The sequence below is a fragment of the Faecalibacterium sp. An77 genome (assembly GCF_002161315.1).
GTDB lineage: Bacteria > Bacillota > Clostridia > Oscillospirales > Ruminococcaceae > Faecalibacterium.
In genome coordinates, this window is record NZ_NFHK01000060.1 from 1 (window position 1) to 12,795 (window position 12,795).

The window sequence follows — 12,795 nt, forward strand, 5'->3', positions numbered from 1 at the left end:
TCTTGCGCTTAGCCGATTTTTGCGGCGCGCCACGGAGGGCGCTTGCAAAAACCGGAGCGCTGCGCCAGCTTCGGCCCGGCTGTTTCGTCCACTGGACGCGCCGGGCCAAAGCTGCCCTGTTCGTTAGGGAGGGTAGGGAGTCCAGAGGGCCTAGGGAGGGGGAGTCGAAACCCCCTCCCTGGCCCTCTGGCCCCAGCGGAGCGGACAAAGACGAAAAAGAAAAAAGTGTTAAAGGTGGGGCGGCAAAGCGCAAGAGAGCCGCCCCTCCCTGCTCCGGGTTGCGGTGCCCTGCTTTTGCTTCGAGCATCGCTGCGCTCTCGCAAAAGACAGACCGCTGTCCTCTTGCGCTTAGCCAATTTTCCCAGCGGGCGACAGTGCGCCCTTGTGAAAATTGGAGCGCGGCGCCAAACACAGCTCCCTGTTTCGTCCGCAGGACGCGGTCGCTGTGTTTGCCCCTGCTCCGCCTCGGCTGCGCAGCCCTCTGGCCCCAGCGGAGCGAACAAAAAGGAAAAGAAATAGAGTGTTTAACGTGGGGCGGCAAACTATCTGCCTGTTGTGCCTGCCCGCTCATACAAAACCGCCCTCCGCGCCGGGTTCCCGGTGTACAGAGGGCGGTTTTGTCATGGGTTAAGGGTTAAGGCTCAGACAATGCCGGTGACGGTGTAGTCCTTGTCCTCCACGGCCTTCTTGAGGACGGCGTCCTCCACATCGGCGTTGAGGGTGACGACGGCGGTGCCGGCGGTGTGGCTGACCTGGGCGCTGTCCACCTGGGGCAGAGCTTCCAGAGCCTTCTTGACGGTGGCCTCGCAGTGGCCGCACATCATGCCTTCAATCTGAATGGTCTTTTGCATGGCGTTTACCTCCGTAGTGTTGATGGGGCACGCGGTCTGCCGGGGAGCCGGAGCAGGGGGCAGGTCCACGGGCCGGATGGGTTTGTCTTTGCGGGCGCTGTGGATGTTGAACAGGTTGAGCCGCAAAGCGTTGGACACGACGCAGAAGCTGGACAGACTCATGGCTGCCGCGCCGAACATGGGATTCAGGGTCAGGCCCAGGGGGATGAACACACCGGCGGCCAGAGGGATGCCGATGATGTTGTAGATGAAGGCCCAGAACAGGTTCTCGTGGATGTTGCGCAAGGTGGCGCGGGAGAGCCGGATCAGGGCGGGCACGTCGGACAGACGGCTGTTCATCAGGACCACGTCAGCGGCGTCGATGGCCACGTCGGTGCCGGCCCCGATGGCGATGCCGGTGTCGGCCCGGGTGAGGGCGGGGGCGTCGTTGATGCCGTCGCCCACCATGGCCACCTTGCCCTTTTCGCTCAGGGCGCGGATGACGCTCTCCTTGCCGTCGGGAAGCACCCCGGCAATCACCTGGTCCACCCCGGCCTGACGGCCGATGGCGTCGGCGGTCTGCTGGTTGTCGCCGGTGAGCATCACCACACGGATGCCCATGTCCCGCAGCTGGCGGATGGCGTCGGGGCTGTCCTCCTTGATGGTGTCGGCCACCGCAATGACACCCAGCAGCCGGCCCTCGCCCCCGAAGAACAGGGGGGTCTTGCCCTGTTGGGCCAGGGTCTGGGCCTGGTCCGCCAGGGCGGCGGGCACCGGCACCAGGGTCTGGATGAAGGCCAGACTGCCGCCGAAGATGCTGCGGCCTTCCAGCTTGGCGGTGAGGCCGTTGCCGGGCAGGGCCTCAAAGTCGGTGACCTGGGGCGGCTGGACCGCCTGGCCGGCGGCATGGGCCAGCACCGCCCGGGCCAGAGGATGTTCGCTCTTTTGCTCCAGGGCGGCGGCCAGGGTCAGCAGCTCGCTTTCGGTGACGCCGGCGGCGGGCAGCAGGTCGGTGACCTGGGGCTCGCCCCGGGTGATGGTGCCGGTCTTGTCCAGCGCCACGATCTGGGTGCGGCCGGCGGCCTCCAGAGAGGCGGCGGTCTTAAAGAGGATGCCGTTTTTGGCCCCCAGACCGTTGCCCACCATGATGGCCACCGGGGTGGCCAGACCCAGGGCGCAGGGGCAGCTGATGACCAGCACCGAAATCCCCCGGGCCAGGGCAAAAGCCAGATTCTGACCCAGCAGCAGCCATACCGCCGTGGTGACCACGGCGATGGCGATGACCACCGGCACAAACACCCCCGACACCCGGTCGGCGATTTTGGCGATGGGGGCCTTGGTGGCGGCGGCGTCGCTGACCATCCGGATGATCTGGGAGAGGGTGGTGTCCTCGCCCACGCGAGTGGCCTCACACCGCAGAAAGCCCGACTGGTTGACGGTGGCGGCCGACACGGCGTCGCCGGGGGCCTTGTCCACCGGGATGCTCTCGCCGGTGAGGGCGCTCTCGTTGACGGCGCTGGACCCTTCCAGCACCACCCCGTCCACCGGGATGTTTTCCCCCGGCCGCACCACAAAATGGTCCCCGCGGCGCACCTGCCCGATGGGGACGGTGACCTCCGCCCCCTCCCGCAGGAGGGTGGCGGTCTGGGGAGCCAGCTTCATCAGGCTCTTGAGGGCGCTGGTGGTCTTGCCCTTGCTGCGGGCTTCCAGCATCTTGCCCACCGTGATGAGGGTGAGGATCATGGCGGCCGACTCAAAGTACAGCTCCATCATGTATTCCATCACCCCGGCGCTGTCCCCGTGGAGCTGGGCGCTGGTCATCTGGAACAGGGCATAGGTGCTCCACACAAAGGAGGCGGTGGACCCCAGGGCCACCAGGGTATCCATGTTGGGGGCGCCGTGCAGCAGGCTCTTGAAGCCGCTGATGAAAAATTTCTGGTTGATGACCATGACGATTCCCGCCAGCAGCAGCTGAACCAGGGCCACCGCCACATGGTTTCCGTCGAACCAGCCCGGCAAAGGCCAGCCCCACATCATATGCCCCATGGAAAAATACATCAGCACCAGCAGAAAGCCCAAAGACGCCAGCAGCCGCCGCTTGAGTTTGGGGGTCTCGTGGTCGGCCAGGGCGTCCAGATCGGACCCGGCGGGGGCCGCAGCGGGCCCCGCCTGCTTGGGGCTGGCGCCGTAGCCCGCCTCCTGCACCGCCTGGATGATGGCCTGGGGGGAGGCGGTGCCCTCCACCCCCATGGAATTGGTCAGCAGGCTCACCGAACAGGCCGTGACCCCCGGCACCTTGCTGACCGCCTTTTCAACCCGGGCGCTGCAGGCCGCACAGCTCATCCCGGTGACGTTGTATTGCTCCATTGTTTCCTCCCTGCGGCGGGACTTACTTCATCAGCCGCTGGATCACCCGCACCAGCTCGTCCACCGTCTCGTATTTGCCGGCCTCCAGGTCGTCCACCACGCAGGTGCGGATGTGCTGGCCCAGCAGCTCCTTGCAGAAGCTGTCCAGCGCCTTGCTCACCGCCGACGCCTGGAACAGGATATCGGGGCAGTAGGCGTCCCGCTCCACCATGCCGCGGATGCCGCGGACCTGGCCCTCCACCCGGTTGAGCCGGTTGATGAGGTCCTGGTATTCCTCGGGGCTGCGGTGGCGGGTGCGGGGAGTGCCGTGCATGGTGGTCACGGGGTAGCCCGCCTGTTCGTCCTCTGCGGCCTCAGCGGCCCCGCAGCAGCACTTCTTTTCTTCTTCCATCATCGAAAAAACCTCTCTTTCGTTGGCTTATGCTCGTATCTGCACCAAAGGAGGCTACCCATGGGGGTATCCATGACCCCAGTATAGCACGCTTTCTCCCACAAGACAAGTGGGAAATAATACCTATACCCCCTATAAGTGTGAAAGATGGGTGAAAACGGCAGTTTTGGCCCGGCTCTATCCGGCACAAAGCCGGGAGCCCTCACGGATAATAAATCCGCGGCGCTGATGTGTAAAAGGAGCAGCCAGAAATTTAGAGCCCCTGTTAGGGGGCGCGGCCACAGGCCGCAGGGGGTTCCGCTATTGGGCGGTTGGGTGGGTTTAGATGATAAAAAGGGTATTACCTTGCAATTTTAAAGTGTGCGCCCTACAGCAGCTAAAGACACACCAAACCGCCAGCCCGCCAAAGCGGGCATGTGGTACCAATCGGAGCGGCGGGCAAAAGCCGTTAAGAAAAAACCGGGCCGTCTTTTGTAAGCGCTCGAAGTTTTAACGGGTCATGGCCGTCGTGTTTTTTTAGGCTTTTGCCCAGAGCGACCACTCTGTCTGGGTCCAGGGTTCAGACCTCTTGCGCTTAGCCGATTTTTGCGGCGCGCCGCAGAGGGCGCTTGCAAAAACCGGAGCGCTGCGCCAGCTTCGGCCCGGCTGTTTCGTCCACTGGACGCGCCGGGCCAAAGCTGCCCTGTTCGTTAGGGAGGGCAGGGAGTCCAGAGGCTGCGGAGCCGAAGCGCTGCCTGCGGCAGATACAGCTGAGGCGGAGCAGGGGCAGCCGTCCAAATTTTCAAGCGGGCAGCGGCCCGCGCTGAAAATTTGGGTAACGGCAACCCGGACCTAGGGAGGGGGAGTCGAAACCCCCTCCCTGGCCCTCTGGCCCCAGCGGAGCGAACAAAGACGAAAAAGAAAAGAAATGTTAAAGGGTAGGGCGGCAAAGCACAAGAAAACCATCCCTCCGGACTCCAGGTTGCTCCCGCCATCCAAAAAACAAAAGCGCCCCGACCGTTCGAGTGCATCGTCCGGTCCGGGCGCAAACAGGGGAGAGGTCCCCGTGGTATTTATTTGTAGAACTGCTCCATGAAAGCGATGTCGCTGGCGGCCCGGGCAGGAACCGCCTCCTCCCGCAGGACGGGCAGGCTGGCCTGGGGCAGCTGGCGCAGCATGGCGAAGCCGCCGGCGTAGTCGATGGCGGAATCCTCCAGGCTGGTGGAATAGTGGCTGCCGTCGGGTTTAAAGGCCTGGCCCTTGAAATGGACGGCGGCGATCTTGTCGCCGTACCAGCTGCCCACCTTGTCCCAGATGCGGCGCTGATCGTCCAGAGCGGCGTTTTCGGCGCCGATGTAGTTGGCCAGATCGCAGATGATCTTCAGGTTGGGGCTGGCTATGGTGTCCAGCACCATCCGGGTGGCCTCGGGGGTGTTCATGGCGTGGTGGTAGACGCACTCGATGCCGAACAGCACCCCTGCTTCCTCGCAGGCGGGCAGAATCTCGCCCAGACTCCGCAGCAGGGCCTCCTGGGCGTCCTGACGGCGGACGCCGGGCTGCTTGGCCATGGGAGTGGTCTCGCTGCCCATGCAGCGGGCCCCCAGAATCCTGGCGTTGCCGATCTGGCTCAGGACCTTGGCCACTTCGGCCTTGCGGCGGTCCTCATCCACATAGCTCAGCTCCACATAGGTGCCGTAGACGGCGATGGAGACCCCGGTGTCCTGGACGGCCTGACGGGTGGCTTCCACCAGCTGGGGGGTGACGTCGCTGTAGCTGGACACCCCTTCCACCGCTTTGGTGTAGGCCAGCTGGGTGCAGGCGAAGCCTGCCTGCCCGATGGCTCCCAGCAGGTCGGCGGGGGTATGGCGGCCGAAGTCGTGACCCCGGGCGCCGGTGATGAATGCAGGCATGGTTTTTCCCTCCCTCAGCTGAACAGCCGGTTGGTGAACACGTCAAAGGCCCGGGCCCACCAGTGCCACTCGTGGGTCACGTCCTGGCCCCAGATCTCGGTGGATACCGGGATGCCGGCGGCCTTGAGGGCCTCGTCCAGGGCCAGGGTGGAGGCCAGAGCTTCCGGCTCCCGGCCATCCTGGGCCTGGCCGGCGTACAGGAGAATCTGACGGCCCTGGAGGGCGGCCTTGTCGGCGCTGTCCAGCAGGCCCACCGCCAGAGCGGCCAGGGGGCTGTTGCGCAGGGCCAGATCGTCCTCGGCGCCGCCCATCCGGCCGGCCACGTCGTACCGGCCCGACAGGCCGATGGCGCCGCAGAACAGTTCGGGCCGCCGCAGCAGGCAGTTCACCGCCTGATAGGCGCCCAGGTCGGCGCCCGTCACCCACAGCACCGGCTTGGGGGCGGCGGGCTTTTCAGCCGGCTTGTCCGCCTCGGCCGCGGAGGCGGCCTTGGCAGCGCTGCCGGCGGCGTTCAGGGCAAGGACCCGGGGAACCAGTTCCCCGGTGATGTAGCAGAAGTACTTCTCCTGCATTTCGGCCCGGCGGCGGGGAGACAGGCTCCCGTTCAGCAGGCCCTCGGCGTCGATGCTGTCGGCGCAGAACAGCTGAATCCGGCCGTTCTGGATCAGCCAGGCGGCGGCGTCGGGCATGGCGTTGTTCTCCCAGTCGTAGAACCGGCCCCCCTCGCAGGGGAACGCCAGCACCGGCACGCCCGCCGTGCCGTAGACCTTGAACTCCATGTCCCGGCCCAGGGCCGTGCTCCATTCCTTATAATAGATGCCTTCCATCATGATGCAGAGCCTCCTTGCGTCGTTATTTGAACTGATTTTGCTGGGGGTCGTACTGGTAGCCGGCCGCGGCCAGTTTGGCACACAGATCGGCCTGGTCCACGTCCAGGTCCTCGCACAGGGCGTCCAGGGTGGGGTAGTAGTCCCGGAGCTTCAGGTTCACAACGCTCAGCAGCATGACGGGATCGCCGGGCAGCGCCATAGAAAACACCTCTTTCTGCACAATAAAACAAAAAGCCGGCCACGCCAAACGTGACCGGCAACATACACCACAGACTTAGACAGCGCGGGTAATCTTGCCAGCGCGCAGGCAACGGGAGCATGCATAGACGTACTTGGGGGAGCCGTCGACGACCGCCTTGACGCGGCGGACATTGGGCTTCCAGGTACGGTTGGAGCGGCGATGAGAGTGGGAGACCTTGATACCAAAGGTCACGCCCTTGCCGCAGCATTCACACTTAGCCATGATTTTCGCACCTCCTATGAAGTGAAATCAGAAAGGGAATTCAAAACAATACAGTGTAATCAGCCCTATCATTTTACCAGACGCGGCGGAAAAATGCAAGTACCTTTTCAAAAAAGATCGCGGTTTTTTGCAAAGAGGTGGGGTGAGGCCTTGTGCGGCGGTGGAAAAAATAGTATCATGGAACCATCCCCGCGGCGGGCGCAGGCCCCCGGGGGGAGAGTTTAAGGAACAACGGAGGAACCCAACCCTATGACCATGGGTATCTATTATCTCACCCGGCTGCTGGTGGCGCTGGTGGCCATCCCCTGCCATGAGGCGGGCCATGCGCTGGCCAGCTGGCTGCTGGGCGACCCCACCGCCCGCCAGCACGGGCGGCTGTCCCTGAACCCTCTGCGCCACTTTGACCTGCTGGGCACCATCTGCATGGTGGTGGCGGGGGTAGGCTGGGCAAAGCCGGTCCCCACCGACGCCCGCCGGTTCAAGCATCCCAAAGCCGGCATGGCCATCACCGCCCTGGCGGGCCCGGCGGCCAACCTGATTCTGGCCTATCTGTCCATGGCGGTGTGGAAGGCCGTCTATTACTGGGCCCCCGAAAATGACCTGACCCTGTACGCCACCTACTTTTTACACTATATGGTGCTGATGAATGTGGGCCTGGCGGTGTTCAACCTGATCCCGGTTCCGCCCCTGGACGGCAGCCGGGTGCTGCTGGTGTTTTTGCCCCAGCGGCTGTATTTCGGGGTGATGCGTTACGAAAAGGTGATTCTGGCCATCCTGTTGGCAGTGGTGTGGTACGGCGCCCTCAACGGGCCCATCGCCCTGATGTCCAACGCGGTGTGGGGCCTGCTGTATGAGGGCACCGGCTGGGTGGACCAGCTGGCCTATACCGCCTACTATACCCTCATCGGGACGAAGGTGTGACGGGATGGCAGAACTGACGTTCCATCTGGAGGACTTCGACGGCCCCCTGGAATTGCTGCTGACCCTGGTGCAGGCCCACAAGATGGACCTGCACAACATCCCGATTCTGGCCCTCATCGACCAGTACACCGCGGTGGTCACCGAGGCCCGGATCCAGGAGCCGGACGTGTCCAGCAGCTTCATCGAGATGGCGGCCCGGCTGGTGGAGATGAAGAGCTGGCTGCTGCTGCCCCGCAGCAAGGAGGCCGAACAGCTCAAGCAGGAGCTGACCGGCCGCCTGATTGAATACGACCGGTGCCGGCGTCTGGCGGCCCAGCTGGGGGCCCGGGCGGCGGAGGTGACGGTGTATGTGCGGCCTCCGGCCCGGCTGGAGGCCGACCCGCTGTACCCGCTGCACCATTCGGCCCAGATTCTGGCCGACAGCTGGCAGGCCATGGCGGGCCGGGTCAAGCCCCCGCCGGTGAGCCAGGAGACCTTTGAACCCCTGGTGGCGGCCCCCTTTGTGTCGGTGGAGAGCCGGGTGGTGCACATTCTGCGCCGTCTGGCGGCCGGCAAAGCCCGCCGCCTGGACCAGCTGTTCCCGCCGGATCAGGAGGTGTCCGCCACGGTGGCCACCTTTCTGGCGGTGCTGGAACTGGTGCGGGCGGGCCGCCTGGAGATCGCCGAGGACGGGGGGTTAACCATCCGCCGGGGCCGCCTGGCCCGTCCGGCCCCGCCCCCGGCGGAAAAGGAGGAAGGATAAACCATGGAGCATATGGAACTGGAGGCCCTGCTGGAAGCGGTCCTCTTTGCCCACGGGGAGCCGGTGGGGGCGGACAAGCTGGCCGCCGCCCTGGAACTGCCCGAGGCCAAAATCACCGCCGGCCTGGCCGCCCTCCAAAAGCGGTATGAGGCCCCGTCCAGCGGCCTGACCTTGCTGCATCTGGGGGACCACTGGCAGCTGGCCACCAAAAACCAGTATGGCTACTGGGTGCGCAAGGCCCTGGAAACCCGCCGGGCGGTCCCTTTGTCCCCGGCGGCGCTGGAGACATTGACCGTCATCGCCTACAATCAGCCGGTGTCCCGGGCCTTCATTGAACAGGTGCGGGGGGTGGACTCCTCCTCCAGCGTGGCGGGCCTGCTGGAAAAGGGCCTCATCGAGGAGGCGGGCCGGCTGGACCTGCCGGGCCGGCCGGTGAGTTTCCGCACCACCGACCATTTTCTGCGGGTGTTCGGGCTGTCCAGCCTGGAAGACCTGCCGCCCATCCGCGCCGAGGCGGAGGAAGGAAAGGAGGGCCCCGCATGAGCATTCTGGGAGCCGTGGCGGCCGCCGTGCTGTTTGTGCTGCGGGCGGTGCTGATTCTGCTGGGGGTGGTGCTGGCCCTGGCCCTGCTGGGGCTGGTGATTCCCTTCTGCGCCGATGTGGCGTGGGAGGGCGACCCGGAAGGGGAGACCGACGGCACCCTGGAAGTCCGGGCGGGCGCGCTGGGCCTGACCTTCCCGGTCTGGCGGTATCCCGCGCCCCCCGAGGAGGAAGCCGTCCCCGGCCAGCCGGCAAAACCTGGTTTTTTTGCCCGCGCCTGGTCTAAACTGAAAGAGAAGTGGACCACCTGGCGCCAGAAGCGGGCGGCGAACAAGCCTCCCCGCCCCAAAAAGCAGAAAGCCCCCGCCAAACCCCGGGAAAAGGCCCGCTTCACCCTCCAGACCCTCTGCACCATCCTGCGGGGTGCGGGCCGGATGACCCGGGCCGTGTTTGACGCACTGCGCATCACCCGGATTCATGTGGTGTGGCCGGTGGGGGCCGGCGCCGAGCCGGACCAGGCCGCCCGGGACTATGGCGCGGCCTGCGCCTGGCTGTATCCGGCGCTGGGCCTGGTCAACCGGTTCGTCTACCTGGATTTTGAGGAGCTGCGGCTGGTGCCCTGCGTGGAGGCGGACGCCCCCGTCCCGGCGGGCCGGGTGTCCTTCCGGGTGTCGGCCCGGGCACTGTTCGTTTTTATAGCGGCGGTGCGGGTTCTCATCGAATTCTATCGGGAAAAGGTACTGGACGTATTCCTTTAATATGTGTTATACTGACCGGTAGAGGCATTCACAGGGCAGGGGCCGGAACGGCTTTCGGCCCCGCCCGCGTTTTCACTGTTTGATTGATTGTAAGGAGGCCAAAATCTATGGCTGAACATCCGATTCAGGGGCTCATGGGCGCAACGATGGATAAGGTGCGCCAGATGGCCGACGCCAACACCATCATCGGCAAGCCCATCAAGACCGACGACGGCACCACCATCATCCCGGTGTCCCGCATTTCCCTGGGCTTCGGCACCGGCGGCGCCGACGGCGCCGGCAAAAACCCCGCCAACGGCGACCTGTTCGGCGGGTCGGGCGCCGGCGTCAGCATCCGGCCGGTGGCCTTCCTGGTCATCAAGGACGGCCTGGTGCGCACCATCCAGCTGTCCGATCCCTCCAACAGCGTGGACCGGGCCCTGAATATGCTGCCCGAGCTGGTGGACAAGATCCTGTCCATGCTGCCCGACAAGGCCGACAAGGCCGAGAAGGCGGAGGCCGCCGCGGCCCCCGCCGACAACGAAGTGTAAAAACATTCCCACAGGTTTTGAGCGCCGGGAGGCGCACAAGGAGTAGAACATTATGGCATTGGAACGCATTCAGAAGATTATGAGCGAGCAGGGGCTGTGCTCCCGCCGCGCCGCCGAACAGATCATCGCCGAGGGCCGGGTCAAGGTCAATGGCCGGGTGGTGAGCGTGGGGGACAAGATGGACCCCGACCGGGACGTCCTCCACGTGGATGACGAGCGGATTTATATTGATAAGGAACAGAAGCTGTATTACCTGGCCCTGTACAAGCCCCGCGGCTATGTGACCACCGCCAGCGACGAGCTGGGCCGCAAGACGGTGATGGACCTGGTGTCGGATATTCCGGCCCGGCTGTACCCGGTGGGCCGGCTGGACAAGGACAGCGAAGGCCTGCTGCTGATGACCAACGACGGCGCCTTTGCCAACGCCATGATGCACCCCTCGGGGGGCATCTCCAAGCTGTACCGTGTGACGGTGCAGCCCCGGGCGGAGGAGAGCCAGATTCTCCAGCTCAGCTCGGGCGTGGTGCTGGACGACGGCACCAAGACCCTGCCCTGCACCATCAACGTGGTGGTGGATGAGCCGGGCCGCACCGTCATGGAGATCACCCTGCGGGAGGGCAAAAACCGGGAGATCCGCCGGATGTGCGAGGCGGTGGGCCTGCAGGTGGTGCGCCTCAAGCGGAACGCCGAGGGCGTGGTCAAGCTGGGCATGCTGCAGCCGGGCAAGTACCGGGAGCTGACCAAGCAGGAGCTGACCGGCCTGCGGGCAGCCGCCGCCAAGGGCCGGGCCCAGACTCGCAGCGCCGCCGCGGCCGCCAAAGCCGCCAAACCGGCGCGCCGGACCGACGGCCCGGTGAAAAACCGTGCCGCCGGGCCCAAACGCCGGGGCTGAGGCGGGGTTTTCCCTGGAAAGAGGGAAAAATGGTACAAAAGTACTTGTGAAGAAGCTGACAAAATAGTATAATAAGGGCAATTGTGAAAGATATGGCGGCCTTGTGCCGCCCGAGGGAACAGGGAGGTCCGATCATGGCTTCAAAGATGAACCAAAAAGATATTCTTGCCCGGTTTTACGATGACGGTGTTTCCACGGCTCTGTTTGAGCAGGGCGCGGTGAGCGCCGCCTATGGCTGCGCCGGGGGCCAGCAGGTGTACACCCTCTGGCAGAACGGCGACGCGCTGGGCGCAAAGGACGTGGACCGTATGGTCCGCCTGCTGGACCTGGCGGCTGAGACCGGCTGCCCGGTGGTGACCTTTTACCAGGCTGCGGGCGCCAAACTGGCCGAGGGCCTGGACGCCCTGACCGCCAGCGCCAAGCTGAACGCCGCCATCGCCAAGGTGTCGGGCGTCATCCCTCAGGTGGCCGTGGTCCTGGGTGTCTGCGGCGGTTCCAGCGCGCTGGCTGCCGCCAACGCCGATGTCTGCATCATGGCCGAGGGGGCCGAGCTGTTCTTCACCCCGCCCTTCACCTCCGCCGCCAAGGGGGATAAGGTGGAAGGCGCCGGCACCGCTGCCGCCGCCGCCAAGGCCGGCGTGGCCGCCATCGTGGCCCCCGACGCCGCCGAGGCTGCCGCCAGGGCCGCCCGCATCGTGGGGATGCTGCCCTCCAACAACCTGGCCGGCCCCGCCTGCTTTGACTTCGAGGCCCCGGCTGCCGCCTTCAAGGCCGGCCTGACCCCCGAAAAGGCTGCCGCCGCCCTGGTGGACGCAGGCAGCGCCGTGGAGCTGTACGCCGGCTTCGGCAAGAACGTCTATACCGCCCTGGCCACCATCGCCGGCGAGGCGGTGGGCGTTGTGGTCACCGGCGAAAAGCTGTGCCACAGCTGCACCTCCAAGGCGTCCCGTTTTGTCCGCCTGTGCGATGCTTTCAGCATCCCGGTGGTGACGGTGGTGGATACCGAGGGCTTTGTCCCCAGCGCTGCCGACGATATCGCCGGCGGCATGCGTGAGGCTGCCCGCCTGTCCGCTACCTATGCCGACGCCACCACCGCCCGGGTCTGCCTGCTGGCCGGCAAGGCCGTGGGCCCCGTCTACATCGCTCTGGCCGCCGCCGACCTGAAGATCGCGGTGGAGGGCTGCGTGGTCAGCCCGCTGGAGCCCTCGGCCGCCGTCTCGGTGCTGTATAAGGAGGAGCTGGACGCTTCGGCCAGCATCCCCGCCGCCACCCAGGCCAAGGCTGCCGCCTACGCCAAGGAGGTGTGCAGCGCCCAGGCCGCTGTGGCCGCCGGCGCCGCCGACATGACCTGCGCCGCAGCGGGGGCCCGCTCCGCCGTGGTGGCCGCTCTGGATATCCTGCGCACCAAGCGCGCCTCCCGCCTGCCCAAGAAGCACGGCAACATGGCGCTGTAACTGACGTATTTATGAGCTGAATTTTCAGGAGGGTTTTTCGATGAAGTACTATACCATTACCGTCAACGGCGTCGCATACAGTGTCAGCGTGGAGGAGACCGCCGCCGGCGCAGCTCCTGCTCCCGCCGCTGCCCCCGCACCTGCACCCGCTCCCGCTGCCGCACCGGCCCCCGCCGCTGCTCCGGCCC

13 protein-coding genes and 1 pseudogene are annotated in these 12,795 nt (G+C 65.4%); 8 read left to right on the top strand and 6 right to left on the bottom strand.

From position 1 onward, the window contains the following. Window positions 1-641 precede the first annotated feature (641 nt). From B5G28_RS12905 to rpmB, 6 genes are all read right to left on the bottom strand, one after another. Window positions 642-3,197 (bottom strand): heavy metal translocating P-type ATPase, encoded by a 2,556-nt coding sequence (locus B5G28_RS12905; RefSeq protein WP_087249449.1) that lies wholly within the window; start codon window positions 3,195-3,197, stop codon window positions 642-644. 22 nt (window positions 3,198-3,219) lie between these two features. After that, window positions 3,220-3,591, bottom strand: coding sequence for a metal-sensing transcriptional repressor (locus tag B5G28_RS12910; RefSeq protein WP_087249451.1), 372 nt, complete (start codon window positions 3,589-3,591; stop codon window positions 3,220-3,222). Between the two features lie 1,049 nt (window positions 3,592-4,640). Then, window positions 4,641-5,477 (bottom strand): TIM barrel protein, encoded by an 837-nt coding sequence (locus B5G28_RS12915; protein ID WP_087249453.1) that lies wholly within the window; start codon window positions 5,475-5,477, stop codon window positions 4,641-4,643. 14 nt (window positions 5,478-5,491) lie between these two features. Continuing rightward, window positions 5,492-6,307, bottom strand: coding sequence for a hypothetical protein (locus tag B5G28_RS12920; RefSeq protein ID WP_087249455.1), 816 nt, complete (start codon window positions 6,305-6,307; stop codon window positions 5,492-5,494). A 22-nt stretch (window positions 6,308-6,329) separates the two neighbouring features. After that, window positions 6,330-6,506, bottom strand: coding sequence for a DUF4250 domain-containing protein (locus B5G28_RS12925; protein WP_087249457.1), 177 nt, complete (start codon window positions 6,504-6,506; stop codon window positions 6,330-6,332). A 75-nt stretch (window positions 6,507-6,581) separates the two neighbouring features. Continuing rightward, window positions 6,582-6,770, bottom strand: coding sequence for a 50S ribosomal protein L28 (gene rpmB / locus B5G28_RS12930; protein ID WP_087249459.1), 189 nt, complete (start codon window positions 6,768-6,770; stop codon window positions 6,582-6,584). Window positions 6,771-7,019: 249 nt separating this feature from the next. Between rpmB and B5G28_RS12935 the strand changes: the two genes are divergently transcribed. The 8 genes and pseudogenes from B5G28_RS12935 to B5G28_RS15090 form a co-directional block, all read left to right on the top strand. Continuing rightward, the gene (locus B5G28_RS12935) at window positions 7,020-7,691 is read left to right on the top strand and encodes a site-2 protease family protein (RefSeq protein ID WP_087249461.1); all 672 of its coding nucleotides are present in this window, start codon (window positions 7,020-7,022) and stop codon (window positions 7,689-7,691) included. Window positions 7,692-7,695: 4 nt separating this feature from the next. Further along, entirely contained in the window at window positions 7,696-8,433 is a 738-nt protein-coding gene (locus B5G28_RS12940; protein ID WP_087249462.1) for a ScpA family protein, read from the top strand. Between the two features lie 3 nt (window positions 8,434-8,436). Beyond that, window positions 8,437-8,976 (top strand): SMC-Scp complex subunit ScpB, encoded by a 540-nt coding sequence (gene scpB / locus B5G28_RS12945; RefSeq protein WP_087249464.1) that lies wholly within the window; start codon window positions 8,437-8,439, stop codon window positions 8,974-8,976. Then, complete coding sequence (locus B5G28_RS12950) at window positions 8,973-9,731, top strand: hypothetical protein (protein ID WP_087249466.1); 759 nt, start codon at window positions 8,973-8,975, stop codon at window positions 9,729-9,731. The genes scpB and B5G28_RS12950 overlap by 4 nt, the downstream gene beginning before the upstream one ends. A gap of 107 nt (window positions 9,732-9,838) precedes the next feature. Next, entirely contained in the window at window positions 9,839-10,261 is a 423-nt protein-coding gene (gene ytfJ / locus B5G28_RS12955) for a GerW family sporulation protein (RefSeq protein WP_087249468.1), read from the top strand. 52 nt (window positions 10,262-10,313) lie between these two features. Then, the gene (locus tag B5G28_RS12960) at window positions 10,314-11,153 is read left to right on the top strand and encodes a pseudouridine synthase (RefSeq protein ID WP_087249470.1); all 840 of its coding nucleotides are present in this window, start codon (window positions 10,314-10,316) and stop codon (window positions 11,151-11,153) included. 134 nt (window positions 11,154-11,287) lie between these two features. Continuing rightward, the gene (locus B5G28_RS12965; protein ID WP_087249472.1) at window positions 11,288-12,607 is read left to right on the top strand and encodes a carboxyl transferase domain-containing protein; all 1,320 of its coding nucleotides are present in this window, start codon (window positions 11,288-11,290) and stop codon (window positions 12,605-12,607) included. A 40-nt stretch (window positions 12,608-12,647) separates the two neighbouring features. Next, window positions 12,648-12,795 (top strand): annotated as a pseudogene (locus B5G28_RS15090) (acetyl-CoA carboxylase biotin carboxyl carrier protein subunit); the annotation flags it as partial.

Coding starts and splice junctions, on each gene's coding strand:
- B5G28_RS12905 (WP_087249449.1), bottom strand. CDS start 3,197: ATGGAGCAATACAACGTCACCGGGATGAGCTGTGCGGCCTGCAGCGCC.
- B5G28_RS12910 (WP_087249451.1), bottom strand. CDS start 3,591: ATGATGGAAGAAGAAAAGAAGTGCTGCTGCGGGGCCGCTGAGGCCGCA.
- B5G28_RS12915 (WP_087249453.1), bottom strand. CDS start 5,477: ATGCCTGCATTCATCACCGGCGCCCGGGGTCACGACTTCGGCCGCCAT.
- B5G28_RS12920 (WP_087249455.1), bottom strand. CDS start 6,307: ATGATGGAAGGCATCTATTATAAGGAATGGAGCACGGCCCTGGGCCGG.
- B5G28_RS12925 (WP_087249457.1), bottom strand. CDS start 6,506: ATGGCGCTGCCCGGCGATCCCGTCATGCTGCTGAGCGTTGTGAACCTG.
- rpmB (WP_087249459.1), bottom strand. CDS start 6,770: ATGGCTAAGTGTGAATGCTGCGGCAAGGGCGTGACCTTTGGTATCAAG.
- B5G28_RS12935 (WP_087249461.1), top strand. CDS start 7,020: ATGACCATGGGTATCTATTATCTCACCCGGCTGCTGGTGGCGCTGGTG.
- B5G28_RS12940 (WP_087249462.1), top strand. CDS start 7,696: ATGGCAGAACTGACGTTCCATCTGGAGGACTTCGACGGCCCCCTGGAA.
- scpB (WP_087249464.1), top strand. CDS start 8,437: ATGGAGCATATGGAACTGGAGGCCCTGCTGGAAGCGGTCCTCTTTGCC.
- B5G28_RS12950 (WP_087249466.1), top strand. CDS start 8,973: ATGAGCATTCTGGGAGCCGTGGCGGCCGCCGTGCTGTTTGTGCTGCGG.
- ytfJ (WP_087249468.1), top strand. CDS start 9,839: ATGGCTGAACATCCGATTCAGGGGCTCATGGGCGCAACGATGGATAAG.
- B5G28_RS12960 (WP_087249470.1), top strand. CDS start 10,314: ATGGCATTGGAACGCATTCAGAAGATTATGAGCGAGCAGGGGCTGTGC.
- B5G28_RS12965 (WP_087249472.1), top strand. CDS start 11,288: ATGGCTTCAAAGATGAACCAAAAAGATATTCTTGCCCGGTTTTACGAT.